The sequence below is a fragment of the Bradyrhizobium sp. BR 10289 genome (genome assembly GCF_019455385.1).
Taxonomy (GTDB): Bacteria; Pseudomonadota; Alphaproteobacteria; order Rhizobiales; family Xanthobacteraceae; genus Bradyrhizobium.
Genome location: NZ_JACOFR010000003.1, coordinates 431,604 through 449,166 on the forward strand (window position 1 = coordinate 431,604; position 17,563 = coordinate 449,166).

Here is a 17,563-nt window from a genome sequence, read left to right on the forward strand (position 1 = left end):
ATACCGAAGTCGTTTTTCGAATATTTTGCAGTCGAATTCGGCTTATCGCGCGCATTTCCAGTCATCCAAGGTAATCGGCTGCGAAGAGAAGTCCGCGAATACTTGCGTCCACTTCCCTTCGTGGTACCCCGCAACATCCTGCGGCAAATACGGAGTTAAATCTGTGACCCAACTAACAGAACCCGTGAAATAGCGGGCTGTTAGCCATACGAGGCAGAATCGGCTCCGTTACAACTTGTGCCTGCAATTGATTCCGTTTCGCCGCGGTCGGGCCCGAGCTAGCCGGCGAATCGTAAAATTTTACGCAATTTGGCCAGTCGCGTTTCAGCCTGTCCCACGGTTTTAGGACCCCTGCCGGGCGCGTTAAGCAGAACAAAACCGCCCGCCTCGCACTATCTCCGCGAAAGCAACAACGCCCGGCACGTTGAGGTCGACGGGGACCTTACGAAGCCGGAAGGGGATGTCAGATGGAGACCGCTGCTCGCTCGCGCGCCTGGCGCGCAATCCTTGTCCTGTGCGGACTGATCCTGTTCGGGTCCGCCGCCGAGCTTCGCGCCGGCACGCTGCTGTCGCCGGGCGCAGGCCTGCTCGTGCGCAAATCCGCCGAGCCGTTCGGCGTGTTCGCCTTCGCCATTTCGTCCGGCAGCCTCCAGCACAAATGGTCCGAGCTGAAGCAGAAGCTCGACGACGACATGGTGCAGCTCGCGTTGTGCGACGGCGACCGCGATAATTGCGCGTCCCCGGCGGCGCTGAAGCTGCTTGCCATCGTCGACCAGGCCCGCAGCCGCGACGGCCGCGCCAGGCTCGGCGAGACCAACCGCGCCATCAACCTCGCCATCCGCGCCGCCAATGACGGCATCGACGACGTCTGGAGCTCGCCGCTTGCGACCTTCGCGCGCGGCGCCGGCGACTGTGAAGACTACGCAATCGCCAAGCTGGCCGCGCTCCGGCTCGCTGGCGTGGCCAGCAACGATCTCCGCATCGTGGTGGTGCGCGATGTCAGGGTCGGCGAGGAGCATGCGGTTGCCGCCGCCAAGCTCGATGGCCACTGGCTGATGCTGGACAACCGCCGCATGGCGATGGTCGAGGACGATGAGGCGCGCACCTACCAGCCGCTTTTCGTGCTCTATCAGTCGGCCGTGCTGAAATATGCCGACGAGCCGGTGCGGTTGTCGGAGGCCCGCTGATCTCGCTCGTCGCCCGATAGACCTTCCCCACAAACCCATTCCACCGCACGATCCGGACCGCTAGCATGGCGCCTTCGATGCGGGGGCGATTGGAATGCGGTTCATCGTGCTGACTATGCTTGCGCTGCTGGCGCTCCCGGCGGCGCCTGCGTCCGCGCAATCCGGCCCGTCCGAAAGCTCCATCGCCGACAGGCTGCCGCTGTTCGCCAAGAACAACTGCCAGCAGATCCGCGATCCCGGCAATCAATTGTTCTGTGGCGACGCCGAGCTTGCCGCCGCCGCCGAGAAGCTGGGCAGCGCGATCGAGGCGCGGCTCGCCCGTCTGCCCGACCGCCTGCCCGCGATCGAGGAGAACGCGACCTGGACCCGCCAGCGCAATCTCGGCTGCGGCATCGTCGGCCAGACCGCGATCCGCTCCGACGAGTTCGATCAGGTGAGGGCGTGCCTGCTCAAGGTGACCGAGGAGCGCGCTGCCATCCTGCGCGATCCCGATTTCGATTGTCTGGCGGCCAACACCGCGGCGGGCGCGGTGATCTGCGCCGACCCGTCGCTGGCGCTCAGCGAAACCGAGCTCAACGGCCAGGTGCTCGGCCTGATCGGCAAGCTCGATCCGACCGCGGCCCGCTTTGCCTACGCCGAATACGGACGATGGACGCGGGAGCGCGACCGCAAATGCAATCTGGTCGGCAAGGAGAACGTGCCGCTTGCCGAGCTCGAATCCGCGGAAGATTGCCTCGCCGAATACCTGAAGCGCAAGACGGCCGAGATCGCCGCGGCCAAAGGCGATCCGAAAAAGGTGTTCGGCCGGCAGATCGCGGCCCGCATGCCCGACACCGACGCCGTCGACTTCTGCGCCGCGCGGATTCACGCCGCCAATTCCTGCGGCAATTTCCTGCGCATCAACCGCGTCCATGCGCTCGACATTCAGTTGACCGACCAGGACGCACAGGTCACCGGCGAGATCGAGATGGTCGTGCTGGCGCCGTTCACCACCTGCAGCAAGGTCGCATCGAGCTGCACCGGCACCTGCTGGGACCCGAGGACCGGGCTTCCGCAGCCGGGCACGGTCGGCAAGGAGCGCTCAGGTGAGGCCTTCAACGTCACGCGCCGGCTGAGGATCCAGCGGACGTTTGCGTTCGTGAAAGCCGCCGACGGCTGGCGCTGCCGCGAGGACGAATTGGCGCCGGTGAACTCTGGGACCGCAAGCGGGGGGTCGTAGGGCTGTCCTCTCCCTCTCGCCGTTCTTACGGGGCCGCGACGAGCTTCGCTCGAGCTGAGAGGGCCGGGGTGAGGGGCTATCTGCGCGATGATGGTGAGAGTCGCCCTCGCGGAGAGTCCCCCTCACCCGGAATTTGCTTCGCAAATTCCGGCCTCTCCCCGCACGCGGGAAGAGGCGAAGAAATATCAAAACATCAGATTGTCCTTCACCAGAACCCAGCGGCCGCCCTTGACCTGCTGCACCTGGGTGATGGTGTTGGCGAGGTGGTCGGTCTTGGAGAATTTGGTCGGCGGCGAGTTGAAGATATCGAGGAATTTCTCGCCTGATTCGAGCGAGGCCAGCATCTTCTGCCCGGTCAAATCCTTGCCCGCCTTGTCCGCATAGAAGGCGAACGTCATCACCGCATTATAGCCGATGATCGCCTGCGTGTTGGCGTCGGTGCCGAACATCTTCTTGTAGTTGATCAGCCAGTCGTGAACCTTGCCCTTGGCGGTGTCCTCATAGGGAATCTCGAAGCCCGAGGCCGCATAGAGGCCCTCGACCGCCTCCTTGCCGAGTGCCGGCACTTCAAGCACGTTGGTCGGGGTCGCCCCGAGGAAGGTGACGTCCCAGCCGAGTTTCTTCGCCTCCGTCATAGCGCCGATGGTCTCGCGGATCACGGTGCCGAGCACGACGAGATCACAGCCGTCGGATTTCATCTTGGCGATCTGCGCGCTGAAGTCCGAGGCGCCGCGCTTGTAGCTCGTCACCGAGGCCGGCTGCAGCTTCATCGCGGTGAGTTGCTGGTTGAAGCCGTCGAGCACGTTTTTTCCGTACTCGTCGTCCTGATGCATGATGCAGGGTTTTGCAAAATTCTTCCACTCCACCATGTATTTCAGCGCGGCGCGCGTGCTCTCGACATAAGGCAACAGGTTGTTGAACTTCAGCCGCTCCTGCGGCTTGGCCGGATCGAACTTGAAGGTGAACTCGGCCGCCGTCAGCGGAAACAGCTGGAGCACGCCGGCGTCGAACAGGATATCCTGCGCGGCGAGCGTCGGCGCCGAGCCCATCGAGCCGATCATGGCGAAGATCTTGTCGCGTTCGACCATCTTCTGCGAGGCCAGCACGCCCTTCTTCGGATCGTAGCCGTTATCCTCGAGGATCATCCTGATCTTGCGGCCCTGGATGCCGCCGGCCGCGTTGATCTCCTCGACCGCCATCTTCATGCCGTTGGACACGGGCACGCCCCAGACCTTGATCGGCCCCGAGAGGTCCTGATGGGTGCCGATGACGATCTCGGACGCCGAGATGCCCTCATTGGTGACCTTGGTTTGCGCCAGGGACGGCTGGCAGGCGAGCGCAACTGCGCCCACAGCGAGGCCAAACGCTTTCAACGATCTCGACATTGACGTCTCCTCTCCTGAAGGCCCGTGTTCTACGAAGGGCGGGGGCCATCGCTCCTTCGCTGTCTCGAACGAAACTTTTCTTTTCTGCGCATGCCCCTTTATCGGAAAACCGGTTGCCACTTTTCCAGGGGCATGCGCGTCACGCCACCGCTCGCTCGCGATACATCGCGTCGATCTCGGCGGCGTAGCGCTTGTTCACGAAATTGCGCTTCAGCTTCATGGTCGGCGTCAGCTCCTCGTCCTCCGGCGTGAGCTGACGCTCGATCAAATAGAATCGCTTGATGGTTTCGACGCGGGCGAAATTGCCGTTGACGCCTTCGATCTCGCGCCAGATCAGGTCCTGGATCTCGGCCGCGCGGCAGAGGCTGGCGTAATTGGTGAAGGGGATGTCGTGGTCCTGGGCGAACTTCTCGACGTTCTCCTGGTCGATCATGACGAGGCAGGTGAGGTAGGGCCGCTTGTCACCAATCACGACGGCGTCGGAGATGTAGGGCGAGAATTTCAGCTGATTCTCGATCTCGGACGGCGTGATGTTCTTGCCGCCTGATGTGATGATGATGTCCTTCATCCGGTCGGTGATCCGGACAAAACCTTCATTGTCGATGGTGCCGACGTCACCGGTGTGCAGCCAGCCGCCGGTATCGATGGTCTCGGCGGTCTTCTCCGGCTGGTTCAGGTAACCCATGAACAGGAAATCGCCCCTGATCAGGATCTCTCCGTCGGGCGACAGCGCGATCTGGCCCCAGGACACCGCGGTGCCGACCGAGCCGAGTTTGATCCGCCGCGCCGGCATCATGGTGGCGACGCCGCAATTCTCGGTCTGGCCGTAGACCTCGTGCATGTCGATGCCTAGCGCTAGAAACCAGCGGATCAAATCCGGCGCGATCGGCGCCGCGCCGGTAAAGGCGATGCGGCAGCGGTCGAGCCCGATCATGCGGCGGATGTTGCGGAAGGCGATCTGGTAGGCAATGCGGTTGGCGATGCGCAAGCCTAGCGGCGGCGTCCTGCCCTCGAGCAGGCAATCCACCATGCGATAGCCGACATCGATGGCGCGACGGTAGACCCACTGCTGGAATGGCGTCGCGTCCTTCAGCGCGATGGTGATGGCGGAATAGAATTTTTCCCAGATGCGCGGCACCGCGAGGAAGACGGTCGGCTGCACCTCGCGCAGATTGTCCGGCACCGTCTCCGGGCTCTCGGCAAAGTTCATGACCGAACCGAGCGCGACCGAGATGTAATAACCGCCGATCCGCTCTGCGACGTGGCAGAGCGGCAGGAAGATCAGCCGCTCTTCGTGCTCCCGCGCCGGGATGAAATCATTGGCATGCCGCATCTGATGCGTGACGCTGCGGTTGGCATGCATCGCGCCCTTCGGCGGCCCCGTGGTACCGGACGTGTAGACGAGCACGGCGAGGTCGCCGGCGCCGCGACTGTCGAGCATCTCACGCCACAGCGCCTCGCGGCCGACCATATGGTTGCGGCCGAGCGCGCGAAATTCGTCGAGCGACATCACCATGTCGTCGGAGAAGCCGCGTAGCCCCTCCATGTCGAACACGATGATCTTTTGCAGCGAAGAACAGCGCACGCGGCATGTGAGGATCTTGTCGAGCTGCTCCTCGTCCTCGGCGAAAATCACCCTGGTGCGGGAATCGTTGACGAGATATTCGACCTGGGACGCCGAGTCGGTCGGATAGATTCCGGAGGAGACGCCACCGGCGCACAGGATGCCCATGTCGGCATAGACCCATTCGGGCACGGCGTTGGCGATGATGGAGGCGACGTCGCCGGCGGCGAAGCCGATGGCGTGAAGCGCGTAGGCGACCTCTTTCGAGATCTCCAGCCATTCGCGCCAGCTGGTCGGCTGCCAGATCCCGAATTTCTTCTCGCGAATGGCCGGCCGCTCGCCGCGCGTCTCCGCGGCGCGCAAAAAACTCTTCGCGATCGTGTCAGCGACTGTCAGCACCGCCGGTCTGGCCATGCGCATTCCCTCCTTGCCGCTTTCCCCCTCCGCTGCCTGCCTTGCCGGCGGTCTATCGTTGCGGACGGGTCAGTTCATTTAACGCCAGTCCTTGCCCTAACGCCACGTCTTCTTCTTTTTCCAGCGCCGCTCGCCTCGCGCGCCGGCTTCCTTGGCGCCAAGGTAGAACTCCTGGATATCCTTCGAATGCATCAAGCGGTCGCTTGTGTCGTTCATCACGATGCGGCCGATCTCGAGCACATAGCCGTAATGCGCCGTCTCCAGCGCCACCTTGGCGTTCTGCTCGACCAGCAGGATCGACATGCCCTGCTCCTCGTTGACGCGGCGGATGATCGTGAAGATCTCCTTCACCAGCAGCGGTGACAGGCCGAGCGAGGGCTCGTCGAGCAGCAGCAGCGTCGGCCGGTTCATCAGCGCACGTCCGATCGCGAGCATCTGCTGCTCGCCGCCGGAGAGCTGGCCGGCCGGCTGGTTGAGGCGCTCTTTCAATCGCGGGAAATAGCCGTAGACGCGCTCCAGATCTCCCGCGACGCCGTCGCGGTCCTTGCGCGGATAGGCGCCCATCATCAGGTTCTCGCGCACCGAAAGGAACGGAAACACCTCGCGTCCCTCCGGCACATGGCTGAGGCCGAGCCGCACGATCCGGTCTGCCTCCATGCGCTGGATCGGCTTGCCCAGGAATTCGATCGCGCCTTTCTGCGGATCGAGGATGCCGGAGATCGTCTTCAGCACCGTGGTCTTGCCGGCGCCGTTGGCGCCGAGCAGCGTGACGATGCGGCCGCGCGGCACTTCCAGCGAGATGCCGCGGATCGCCATGATCGGCCCGTAATAGCTCTCGATGTTGCTGAGCTTGAGGATGATGTCTGGTGTCGCCGCAGCATCCATCGCGTCAAGCTCCCAGATAGGCGGCGACGACGTCGGGATGCTGCTGCACCTCATTGGGCGAGCCCATGGCGAGCACCCGGCCGTAATTCAGCGCGATGACGCGGTCGGAGACGCGATTGACCAGCGACATGTCGTGCTCGACCATCAGCACGGTGACGCCGAGCTCGTTCTTCATGTCGCGGATCCAGAACGACATATCGTCGGTCTCCTCGACATTGAGGCCGGAGGACGGCTCGTCGAGCAGGATCAGCTTCGGTTCCGAGCACAGAGCGCGCGCCAGCTCGATCACCTTGCGCACACCGTAGGGCAGGCCGGAGATCAGCTTGTCGCGATAGGGCTCGAGATCGAGGAACTCGATCACCTGCTCGACCCGGCGGCGGTGCACCTTCTCGTTGGCGCGAACGCTCGGCAGGAACAGCAGCTCCTGCCAGAGCTGCGTGGTGGAATGGCGGTGACGGCCGACCAGCAGGTTGGACAGAACGGTCGCGTTCTCGAACAGCTCGATGTTCTGGAAGGTGCGGGCGATGCCGAGCCTTGCGATGTCGTAAGGCGGCTGCCCGGTGATGTCCTGATCCTCGAAGAAGATGCGGCCCGAGGTCGGCCGGTAGATTCGCGAGATCAAATTGAAGATCGAGCTCTTGCCGGCACCGTTCGGCCCGATGATCGAGAGGATCTCGCCCTTCTCCACCGCGAAGGACACCGCATCGACCGCCTTGAGGCCTCCGAAGTGCAGCGACAGGTTCTCGGCGCGAAAATAGCTCATCGGTTGCGCTCCGACTTCACGTAGATCTTCTGCCGCTTGAAGGTGGCGCGCTTGTAGAGCGGGAACAGCTGGAAGAAGAGCTTTATCTTGAGCCAGCGGCCGTAGAGCCCGAGCGGCTCGAACAGCACGAACAACACGATGATGATGCCGTAGATCGCGCCCTTCAGCCCGTTGAGCGAGGCGAAGGCTGCGACCTTCGCCTGGATGTTCGCCGCCGTTTGCATGCCGGCGCCGAACGTCGCGGCAATGCCTGCGATGATGCCGGGCATGTCATCCTTGAGGTAAGTCAGGAACGGATCGATCATCACGATGAAGATCGCGCCCAGCACCGCACCGTGCAGGCTGAAGGTGCCGCCGATCAGGATCACGATGATGAACTCGATCGAGAGCTGGAGCGTGAACATCTCCGGCGAGATGAAGGAGAGCTTGTGCGCAAACAGCACGCCGGCAAAACCGGTGATCGCCGCCGAGATCGCGAAAGATTTTACTTTGTAGAGCGCGACGTTGATGCCCATGCTGCGCGCCGCAGTCTCAGAATCCCGTATCGCGACGAAGGCGCGGCCCGTAGGCGAGCGCAGCAAGTTCAGCGTGCCGACGATGGTCAGTACCAGCACGGCAAGACAGAGGAAGTAGAACGTCGGACTGTCGCGCGAGACCGTGACGCCGAGCAGCGACACCGCCTTGATCCGCATGCCCTCATTGCCGTTGGTCACGCTCTCCCAGCGCGCCAGGATCTCCTCGATGATGAAGGCGAAGGAGATGGTGGCGATGACGAGATAGATGCCTTGCAGGCGTAGCGCAGGAAAGCCGACCAGCGCGCCGATGCAGCCGGTTAGAATGCCGGCGGCAAGGAAATAGACGGGGAACGGCACATTGTATTTTTGCAGATACGCCGCCGTGTAGGCGCCGATCGCCAGGAACGCGGCGTGGCCAAGCGAAGCCTGTCCCGTGAAGCCCGTCAAAATCAGCAGCGCTACGCCGACCGTTGCATAGATGCAGACGAAGACGAGCTGGCTCATCAGATAGCTCGAGAGCACGTAAGGCGCGATCAGCAGCAGCGCGAGCAGGATGCCATAGGAGACGACATAGCCCGAATGCGGAAACAGCCTGATATCGTCCTCATAGTCGGTCTTGAACAGGAAGCGCATGGCGTTCAGACCTTCTTGCGGACGTGAAGGCCGAACAGGCCTTCCGGCTTGAGCAAGAGCACGGCGAGCAGCACGATGTACGGCGCGACGTCCTTCCAGCCTTCGGCGAGGTAAAAGCCGGCCATGCTCTCGATCACACCGATCAGGACGCCGCCGACGACCGCGCCGGGGATCGAGCCGAAGCCGCCGAGCACGGCGGCCGGAAATGCCTTGAGCCCCAGCACGAGGCCGACATTGGAATGGATGAAGGTGATCGGCGCCAGCAGCACGCCGGCGCAGGTCGCGACCGCAGCGCTGATCGCCCACACGATCGAGACCACGCGCTTGACGGGGATGCCCATGTAGTAGGCCGCCAGCATGTTCTCGGAAGAGGCGCGCATCGCGGTGCCGAGCGTGGTCTTGTTGAAGAACAGCCAGAGCAGCGTGCAGAGGATGACGGTCGCTGCGATCACCGACAGCTTGTCGTAGGCGAGCACCAGCGAGCCGATGCGCAGCACGCCCTGGCTGAACGGCGTATCGATCTTGAAATCGTCGGTGCCCCAGACCATGCCGGCGACCGAGCGCAGGAAATAGCCCAGCCCAATCGTGGCCATGATGATCGAGAATTGCGGATAGCCGAGAATCGGCCGGACCACCACGCGTTCGGCCAGCATGCCGAACAGCGCCATCGCGGCCACCGCACCGGCAAAACCGATCCAGTAGTTCAGTCCCATCATGCCGATGAAGGTGAAGGCGAAGAAGCCGCCCAGCATCATCAGATCGCCCTGGGCGAAATTGACGACCTCGGTGGCCTTGTAGACGAGCACGAAGCCGAGCGCGATCAGGCCGTAGACGCAGCCGAGCGCAACACCGCTGACCAGCTGCTGAACGAAATCCAGCATCGCCGCGCTTCCTCCCGATGCAACCGACGGTTCTTTTGGCCGCCTCGCCACATCTTGTGTCCAGCCGCTACGCAGTCATTCCGCCGCGTTAGCGCCATTTGTCCCTTCGCAATTCAGCCTGAACCGTCAACGGCTGTCAACAAACGGTGACTTGTGAGGTATCCTGCCTTTAGTCCAAGGCGGGCGTCGGAATTTGCTGCAGCGCGATTCACGGTGCCGAAACATCTTCAGGTCATGGTCGCGGGCGATGCAAAACCGGATGGTGTGGCCGTCATGAAGCCGGACAACTCGGCGCTCGAAGTCCGAGGGTTAACGAAGCGTTTTGACCGTCTGGCGGTCGACAGCCTCGATCTCACCATTCGCGCCGGCGAATTCTATGCGCTGGTCGGCCCCAACGGCGCCGGCAAGACCACCACTTTGCGCATGGTTGCAGGCCTGCTCCGGCCCGACTCCGGCGCGGTCTCGATCTTCGGCATCGATGCGCTCCAGAATCCCGTTGCTGCCAAGCAGGTGATGGCGTGGGTTTCTGACGAGCCCATGATCTACGACAAGCTCACCCCACTCGAATATCTCGAATTCGTCGCCGGCCTCTGGGGCATTGCGCCGTCTATCTCGGAACCGGTCGCCGAGGAACTCCTGGTCTCGCTCGGGCTCGAGCCGCACCGGCACGAACGCTGCGAAGGTTTTTCCAAGGGCATGCGCCAGAAGGTCGCGCTGGCCGGCGCGCTGGTGCACGATCCCCGCCTCATCATTCTCGACGAGCCGCTGACCGGCTTAGATGCCGTCTCCGCCCGCCATGTAAAGGGCCTGTTGAGCGAGCGCGTGCAGGCCGGCTGCACCATCATCATGACCACGCATATTCTCGAGGTCGCCGAGCGCATGGCCGACCGCATCGGCGTGATCGCCTCGGGCCGCCTGGTGGCCGAGGGCACGCTGACCGAGCTGCGCCGTCAGAACGGCCATGACAATACAAGTCTCGAGGATCTCTTCATCGCGCTGGTGACGCTTCAGGACGCCGCATGAGCTCGGCGACCGCGCTCTCCTGGTTCGCGCGCCACGAGCTGCGCCTCGCCTGGCGCGAATGGTTTGCCATGATGACGGGCGGCCGTCGCAAGCGGGCGCGCGCCGCCGTGATCGGCCTGCTGCTCTTTGCAGCACTGCTGCACGTGCCGGCCTGGGCGGTGATCGGCCGCTTCGCCGATCTGCAACTGCCGCTCGACAAATCCTCGCTGATCGTGATCACGGCGACGATCTTCCTCGCCTGGACCTTGATGCTGTCGCAGGCGATCGAGTCGGTCACGCGGGTGTTCTACGCCCGCGCCGATCTCGACCTCATCATGTCGTCACCCGCGACGCTGGCCAACCTGTTCTCGGTGCGGATCGCAGCGATCGCGCTGACCGTCACGGTGATGGCACTGTTGTTCTCGACGCCCTTCGTCGACGTGCTGATCATCGGCGGCGGACCGCGCTGGCTCGCCGCCTTCGGCGTCGTCATTGCGATGGGCCTATCGGCGGCGGCAATCGCGATCGCCGTCACCATCGTGCTATTCCGCCTGATCGGCCCGGCCCGCACGCGCTTCGTCGCCCAGATCCTCGCCGCCATCATCGGCGCCGGCTTCGTGATCGCCCTCCAGATCGCTGCGATCATGTCCTACGGCACGCTGTCGCGCTTCACCATTCTGACCTCTGGCGTTTTTGCCGAGTATGCCCCCGACGTCGACAGCATCTGGTGGTGGCCGGCGCGCGCAACCATGGGCGACAGCGAGGCGCTGCTGCTGCTCCTCGCGCTTGGCCTCGTGCTGCTCGGCAGCGTCATGGCGATCTTTTCCGGCCGCTTTGCCGACACTGCGATCGACGCCGCGGCCTACGGAAGGTCCGGCAGCAAGCGCGCGAAGGAGCGCCCGTTCCGCGGCGGGTCGCGGCAGCAGGCGCTGCGGCGCAAGGAATTTTCACTGCTCTGGCGCGATCCCTGGCTGATCTCGCAGACCCTGATGCAGCTGCTCTACCTCGTGCCGCCAGCGCTGCTGCTCTGGCGCAGCTTTGCCGACAGCTCCGCCGCACTGACGCTGATCACGCCCGTCATCGTGATGGCAGCGGGACAGCTCGCCGGCGGGCTCGCCTGGCTGACGATCTCCGGCGAGGACGCGCCCGACCTGGTCGCCACCGCACCGCTGACGCCGTCCAGCGTCATCCGGGCCAAAATCGAGGTGGTGCTGATCGCAATCGCCGCCATCTTCTGCCCTCTGATCGCAGCGCTCGCCTTTGTCTCGCCGTTCCAGGCCGCGGTCAGCGCCGGCGCCATCATCATCAGCGCGGCCTCGGCGACCGCAATCCAGCTCTGGTTCCGGGTGCAGGCCCGGCGCAGCCAATTCCGCCGCCGCCAGACCTCCTCGCGGCTGGCGACCTTCGCCGAGGCCTTCTCATCGATCGGCTGGGCCGCCAGCGCCGCGCTGCTGCTGGCCCTCCCTATTGCTGGCCTGATCAGCGGATTGATCACCGCGGGTCTCGTGGCAATGACCTGGAAGTTCAGCCCGCGGCGGGAGTGAGGCGCTGTCTTGACTGTAAGGCTGATCTGAAGGTGCGACACTGGACGCGCTGTTGAACGCTGGCTGTTGGCCACGCGCTGCATTGCACGCTAGACTTCCCTGGGAAGTCATTGGGGAATGGATTCATGCGGCGACTGGTTTCGGCGGCTCTGGCCCTGTTCGGCGCCTTCCTCTCACCGGCCCTCGCCCAGCAGCCTCAGCGCAGCGAATGCCTGGCGATGGCGAATGCCGCACCTCGCATCATGCCAGCTGCCTTCCGGCAGGCGGCAGCAGCCGCCGAGATCGGGATCACCTATGCCGGCCACTCCACCTATTTCATCGACACGCCCGGGGGCCTGCGCATCGCGACCGATTATAGCGGCGCCTATCAGGTCGGCCGGCTGCCCGATGTCGTCACCATGAACCGGGCCCACAGCACGCACTATTCGCTGTTTCCCGACAAGCGCATTCCTCATGTGCTGCATGGCTGGGGCGAAGACGGCAAGCCGGCCATCGTATCGGATCGCATCGGCGACACTTTCATCCGCAATGTCACCACCGACATCCGCCGCTATTTCGGCGATGATTCCGGCGCCGACATGATCCGCGACGGCAATTCGATCTTCATCTTCGAGGTCGCGGGCCTCTGCATCGGCCATCTCGGCCACCTTCACCACAAGCTCGATGACAGCCACTTTGCCCAGATTGGGCGGCTCGATATCGTGATGGTGCCGATCGACGGCACTTACACCATGTCGCTGAACGGCATCTCCGAGATCACCAAGCGGCTGCGCGCGTCGGTGGTGCTGCCGATGCACCGTTTCGCCACGCCGCTCGACGAGTTCATGCAACTGATCGGCCAGCAGTTCGAGATCGACCGGCGCCACGAGCGCTCGTTCCGGATCTCGCGGGATGCGCTGCCGACCAAGCCGACGGTGATCATCCTCGACGGGGTCTGAGACGCAATTTTTTCCAAGCCGGCTGCGCGCCGCGCGTGCTGATCTCCCCACAAGAGGAGATCGACATGACCGACTTTGCCAGATTGTTGCACGCCGATGGACCGAACGTCGAGCATGCGGCAGCGCTTCAGCTCTATGGCCGCTTCGTCGGCGACTGGGATGCCGAAGTCACGGCGCACGGACCGGATGGAGCGAAACACGCGGCCCCCGGAGAGATCCACTTCGGCTGGGTGCTGGAGGGCCGCGCCGTGCAGGATATCTGGATCATCCCCCGCGCTGCCGGCGGCGCGGCCTTTCCGATTGCCGGCAATTGGTACGGCACGACGCTGCGGGTCTACGATCCCACCATTTCCGCGTGGCGGATTTCCTGGTTCGATCCCGGCCGCAGCGTATTCCGCCAGCAGATCGGCCGTCCGCGCGGCGAGGACATCGTGCAAGAAGGCACGACCGAGACCGGCGACCTGACTCGCTGGAGTTTTACGGAGATCACCCATGATTCTTTCCACTGGCTCGGCGAGGTCAAGCCTGCCGCGGCAGCCGATTGGCGGCTTGTGGTCGGTGTGAGAGCGAGGCGGCGAAAGGGCTAACGGCGGCGCCGGGTGCGGTTGCGCAACGCGCGCTGCTGCGCGCGGGGATGAGGTGCTAGGCTCCCCCTATAAAATACAAAAGGGAGCGAATGCCGATGGCTGCCAGCGGTCTGCCCGCCAACACGAGCGGGCTCTTCGTCGAGCCGCGCGAGGACTGGCTCGCGCAATATCAGGAGGAGATCATCGATCCCTTGCGGCCGATCGTCGATCCCCATCACCATCTCTGGAATCGCGGCCATCGCTATCTGATCGAGGAGATGGCGGCGGATATCGCCAGCGGTCACAACATTATCGCCACCGTCTATGTCGACTGCCGCTCGATGTACCGTGCGCATGGGCCCGAAGCATTCCGGCCGATCGGCGAGGTCGAGTTTGCAAACGGCGTCGCGGCGATGAGCGCGAGCGGCGGTTACGGCAAGGCCGCGATCTGCGCCGGCATCGTCGGCCACGCCAATCTGCTGCTGGGCGATGCGGCCAGGCCAGTGCTTGAGGCCGAGATCGCGGCGGGCAACGGCCGCTTCCGCGGCATCAGGCACTCCTCCGCCTGGGATCCGGATCCCGCCGTTGCCGGCATGTATGCGAACCGGCCGAAGGACCTGTTGCAGGATCCGACCTTTCGCAAAGGCTTTGCCTGTCTTGCGCCGCTCAATCTCAGCTTCGATGCCTGGCTATTTCATCCGCAAATCGGTGAGCTGACCGAGCTCGCGCGTACATTCCCGGACACCAAAATCGTGCTCGACCATTGTGGCGGTCCGGCCGGAATCGGCCGCTTTGCGGGGCGGCGCGAAGAGGTGTTTCCGGAATGGCGCGCCTCGATCCAGGAGATCGCCCGTTGCGAGAACGTGGTGGTGAAGCTCGGCGGGCTCGCGATGTGCCTGCTGGGCTATGACTTCCACCTGCGCGAGAGGCCGCCCTCGTCCGAGGAGCTTGCCGCGGCGTGGCGGCCCTATATCGAGACCTGCATCGAGGCGTTCGGCACCAAGCGCGCGATGTTCGAGAGCAATTTCCCGCCGGACAAGGGACAATGCAGCTACCAGGTGATCTTCAATGCGTTCAAGCGCATTGCGGCGCCCTTGAGCGATGCCGAGAAGACGGCGCTGTTCTCGCAGACCGCGACCGACTTCTACCGGCTCGATCTGGCCTCATGACGAGAAGAGGGGCCGGGATGCTGGTCCCGACCCCTCTTCCGTCGTGGCCGCTGGGAAGCGTCCTTGAAACTCTTATTGCTTGAGCATGATCTTTCCGGAAAACCGCTTCACGCTTTTCCGGATCATGCTCGGAACTAGCCGGCCCCCAACAGCGAGGCCGAACGGGGCGCGCCGGTGGAGACGAACATCTTCTTGAGCTTGTTGACGACGCGGATCAGGAAGCCGATCGCGACGGGATTGGTCTTGCGGCAGAATGCGATCTTCTTGACGTAGCCTTCGACATGCCATTTGGCATGCGCGCCGTCGCGGAAGAAGATGACGTCGCCGGGGCCGTAACGCTTCGGGGGCATGCCATCGCTTTCGAGCACGATCGATCCTTCCATGATCATGATCGTCTCGTCGATGTCGTAGTACCAGTTGAAGCGGCCCTCGGTGCAGTGCCAGATGATGGTGGAGGCGGTGCCGTCGGCGCTGGTGGACAGGATATGCGAGCGCGACACCGGATTGCCCTCGATGATCCAGGACGGCTCGATCGGCCGCAGTTCGAGGTCCACATTGCAACTACCGATTTCAATCAATGCGCGCGACATCTAATTCCCCAGGGGATATAATTATGGCTGGCCGGGCCTTGGCCCGGATTGTTTCGAAAGATGTTGGGAACGCTAGTAGCCGGTTTTTAATTCTTTCTTACGCAGGCCTCGACAATCAGCCGTAAGTTGCAGGTGCGAAGCGGTTAACCTTGCGATTTCCCTGCAAATTCGGGCGCATGAACCCTTCTTTTCCGGGGTGCGACAAAGTGCGTCAAATATCAGGAAGGAGCCCCCACCGATGCCCCTGACCCCCGAGGTTCTGAGCGCCAACAGCGAGGTCGTCGCCCGGCTTGGCGGCTTCGATATCTCCTTCGCCCCCGACGAGGAACCCTGGTTCAGCATCGACGGCGTCGACAGCCCGCGGCAGATCGGCAGTGACGGCTCCGGCGGCGCCTTCGTGCTGCTGCCGTCGCAGAATGTGCTCTATGTCTCATCGGAAGGCCGCGCAGGCATTATCGCGGAGAGTTTCGAGGCCTTCATCCAGCTCGTCGTCGCCCGTCCCTACTGGCTGGACATCCTGAAATTTTCCGCCGGCGGTGATCTCCAGGAGATGCGGCGCGCGGCCGATGCGCTGGAAGCGACACTCGAGGATGAGGACGAGGTCAACGAGGCGCGCGAGGAAATCCGCGGGGCCCTCGACCTGCCCGAGCCGGATGATCCGGTCGGTGCGCTCTACGACGCCGTGGCTGCGTCCGATGCCATCGTGCGGGCCACCGACGGCAGCCCGTTCACGACGCTGTTCAACCGCTTCAACATCGACAACAACCCGATGCTGCGCAACGCGGCGGCGTGAGGAGCTTTGGCGAGCAATCGACCGAGCGGCCCGGATGTCCACCTCTCCCCAGCGGGGAGAGGTCGGATTGCTATGGCGCGCAACTGCGCGCCATAGCAATCCGGGTGAGGGGGCGCGGCACCCAATGAGACCAGAACCCCTCACCCGGATCGCATCTTCGATGCGATCCGACCTCTCCCTACGGGAGAGGTGAAGAGGTCTCGGCTACGAACGTAAGTTACTTCGCCCACTCGCCCTTGCGGAACACCGGCACCTTGCTGCCGTCGGCCAGGATGCCGTCGATGTCGGTCTCGGCCGAGCCGATCATCCAGTCGATATGGATCAGGCTCTGGTTGCCGCCTTGCGCCGCGATCTGCTGCGGCGTCAGCTGGGCGCCGTTGACGAAACATTTCGAATAGCACTGGCCGAGCGCGATGTGCGAGGCGGCGTTCTCGTCGAACAGCGTGTTGTAGAACAACAGACCGCTCTGCGAGATGGGCGAGGAGTGCGGCACCAGCGCCACCTCGCCGAGCCGCCGCGCGCCCTCGTCGGTGTCGAGCACCTTGTTCAGCACCTCGGCGCCGCGCGAAGCCTTGGCGTCCACGATCTTGCCGTCCTCGAAGCGCACCGCGATGTTGTCGATCAGCGTGCCCTGATAGGACAGCGGCTTCGAGCTCACGACATGGCCATACACGCGCCGGCAATGCGGCGTGGTGAAGACCTCCTCGGTCGGAATGTTGGCGTTGCAGCTGATGCCGTTCTTGGACAGCGAGGCGCCGCCCTCCCATTCATGACCGTCGGCGAGCCCGATGGTGAGGTCGGTGCCGGGACCCGAATATTGCAGCGCGCGAAAGCGCTGGCCGTTGAGCCAGTTGGTGCGCTCGCGCAGCACCGCATTGTGGCTCGCCCAATTGGCCGTGGCGTCCTCGCGATCGACGCGAGAGGCCGCGAAGATCGCGTCCGCAAGCTTGCCGACCGCAACGTCTTCGGGATCGTTCGGAAACACCTGCTTCGCCCAGGACGGGCTCGGATAGGCAATGATGTTCCAGTTGGTGTCGAAATTGACGATCTTTTCCAGCGCCGGCTGATACGCCATCGAATTGGCCTTGCTGGCGCGCGCGACCTTGGAGGCATCTTCGCCCGACAGCAGCATCGGATTGTCGCCGACGATGGCGAGACGCGCCGTATTGTTCGAGAATGCCTTCGCCATACCCTCGTAAAGCCAGTTGGCGGCGCGGTCGAAACTGTTGTCGTGACCGTGGCGGTAGCGCGCCAGAGTCATCTCCTCGTCGGACAGGATCGGCGTGACGATGCCGGCCCCGGCCTTGTAGGCGTGCACGGCGATCCGGCGCACCAGCGGCAGCGCGATCGCGGGTGCCGTCAGGAGCAGGTCCTGTCCCGGCCGCAAGCCCAATCCCACCTTCACCGCCACCTCGGCCAGCCGGTCGAGCTTGGTGGGATCGATGGGAGCGGCGGAATTGCGGTGATCGGTCATGCGTGGTCCTCTGCCGAAAATCTGTCGTTCAATCTAAGCCT

At 63.6% G+C, this 17,563-nt stretch carries 15 protein-coding genes and 1 pseudogene; 8 read left to right on the plus strand and 8 right to left on the minus strand.

Annotation, left to right across the window (positions count from 1 at the left end; all coding sequences use genetic code 11):
* The first annotated feature begins 467 nt into the window (after positions 1–467).
* Positions 468–1,187, plus strand: a complete 720-nt coding sequence (locus tag HYH08_RS08650) for a transglutaminase-like cysteine peptidase (RefSeq protein WP_220009341.1) — start codon at positions 468–470, stop codon at positions 1,185–1,187.
* Between the two features lie 94 nt (positions 1,188–1,281).
* Positions 1,282–2,406: a lysozyme inhibitor LprI family protein gene (locus HYH08_RS08655; RefSeq protein WP_220009342.1), complete on the plus strand. Its 1,125-nt coding sequence runs from the start codon at positions 1,282–1,284 to the stop codon at positions 2,404–2,406.
* A gap of 185 nt (positions 2,407–2,591) precedes the next feature.
* Here HYH08_RS08655 and HYH08_RS08660 read toward each other — a convergent pair whose 3' ends face one another.
* The 6 genes from HYH08_RS08660 to HYH08_RS08685 all read right to left on the minus strand — a co-directional run bounded on the left by HYH08_RS08660 (position 2,592) and on the right by HYH08_RS08685 (position 9,446).
* Positions 2,592–3,791 (minus strand): ABC transporter substrate-binding protein, encoded by a 1,200-nt coding sequence (locus HYH08_RS08660; RefSeq protein ID WP_220009343.1) that lies wholly within the window; start codon positions 3,789–3,791, stop codon positions 2,592–2,594.
* Positions 3,792–3,930: 139 nt separating this feature from the next.
* The gene (locus HYH08_RS08665; RefSeq protein WP_220009344.1) at positions 3,931–5,769 is read right to left on the minus strand and encodes an AMP-dependent synthetase/ligase; all 1,839 of its coding nucleotides are present in this window, start codon (positions 5,767–5,769) and stop codon (positions 3,931–3,933) included.
* A gap of 96 nt (positions 5,770–5,865) precedes the next feature.
* Entirely contained in the window at positions 5,866–6,654 is a 789-nt protein-coding gene (locus HYH08_RS08670; protein ID WP_220009345.1) for an ABC transporter ATP-binding protein, read from the minus strand.
* A gap of 4 nt (positions 6,655–6,658) precedes the next feature.
* Positions 6,659–7,417 carry an ABC transporter ATP-binding protein gene (locus HYH08_RS08675; RefSeq protein ID WP_220009346.1) on the minus strand — a complete coding sequence of 253 codons (759 nt, stop codon included), beginning with the start codon at positions 7,415–7,417 and terminating at the stop codon, positions 6,659–6,661.
* Positions 7,414–8,565: a branched-chain amino acid ABC transporter permease gene (locus HYH08_RS08680; protein ID WP_220009347.1), complete on the minus strand. Its 1,152-nt coding sequence runs from the start codon at positions 8,563–8,565 to the stop codon at positions 7,414–7,416. Before HYH08_RS08680 ends, HYH08_RS08675 begins: the two co-directional genes overlap by 4 nt.
* Positions 8,566–8,570: 5 nt before the next feature.
* Entirely contained in the window at positions 8,571–9,446 is an 876-nt protein-coding gene (locus tag HYH08_RS08685) for a branched-chain amino acid ABC transporter permease (RefSeq protein ID WP_220009348.1), read from the minus strand.
* A 327-nt stretch (positions 9,447–9,773) separates the two neighbouring features.
* Here HYH08_RS08685 and HYH08_RS08690 point away from each other — a divergent pair.
* From HYH08_RS08690 to HYH08_RS08710, 5 genes and pseudogenes are all read left to right on the plus strand, one after another.
* Positions 9,774–10,469: pseudogene (locus tag HYH08_RS08690) on the plus strand (ABC transporter ATP-binding protein); the annotation flags it as partial.
* On the plus strand, positions 10,466–11,992 hold the full coding sequence (locus HYH08_RS08695; RefSeq protein WP_220009349.1) for a permease: 1,527 nt from the start codon (positions 10,466–10,468) through the stop codon (positions 11,990–11,992). The pseudogene HYH08_RS08690 and the gene HYH08_RS08695, both read left to right, overlap by 4 nt.
* A gap of 125 nt (positions 11,993–12,117) precedes the next feature.
* Positions 12,118–12,930, plus strand: a complete 813-nt coding sequence (locus HYH08_RS08700) for an MBL fold metallo-hydrolase (protein WP_220009350.1) — start codon at positions 12,118–12,120, stop codon at positions 12,928–12,930.
* A gap of 65 nt (positions 12,931–12,995) precedes the next feature.
* Positions 12,996–13,517 carry a hypothetical protein gene (locus tag HYH08_RS08705; RefSeq protein WP_220009351.1) on the plus strand — a complete coding sequence of 174 codons (522 nt, stop codon included), beginning with the start codon at positions 12,996–12,998 and terminating at the stop codon, positions 13,515–13,517.
* A 95-nt stretch (positions 13,518–13,612) separates the two neighbouring features.
* Positions 13,613–14,665 (plus strand): amidohydrolase family protein, encoded by a 1,053-nt coding sequence (locus HYH08_RS08710; protein ID WP_220009352.1) that lies wholly within the window; start codon positions 13,613–13,615, stop codon positions 14,663–14,665.
* 134 nt (positions 14,666–14,799) lie between these two features.
* On the opposite strand, the gene HYH08_RS08715 is transcribed toward HYH08_RS08710, so the two are convergent.
* On the minus strand, positions 14,800–15,255 hold the full coding sequence (locus tag HYH08_RS08715) for a cupin domain-containing protein (RefSeq protein WP_220009353.1): 456 nt from the start codon (positions 15,253–15,255) through the stop codon (positions 14,800–14,802).
* 238 nt (positions 15,256–15,493) lie between these two features.
* Between HYH08_RS08715 and HYH08_RS08720 the strand changes: the two genes are divergently transcribed.
* Positions 15,494–16,048: a hypothetical protein gene (locus tag HYH08_RS08720; RefSeq protein ID WP_220009354.1), complete on the plus strand. Its 555-nt coding sequence runs from the start codon at positions 15,494–15,496 to the stop codon at positions 16,046–16,048.
* Positions 16,049–16,265: 217 nt separating this feature from the next.
* On the opposite strand, the gene HYH08_RS08725 is transcribed toward HYH08_RS08720, so the two are convergent.
* On the minus strand, positions 16,266–17,522 hold the full coding sequence (locus tag HYH08_RS08725; protein WP_220009355.1) for an aminopeptidase: 1,257 nt from the start codon (positions 17,520–17,522) through the stop codon (positions 16,266–16,268).
* Positions 17,523–17,563: the final 41 nt, after the last annotated feature.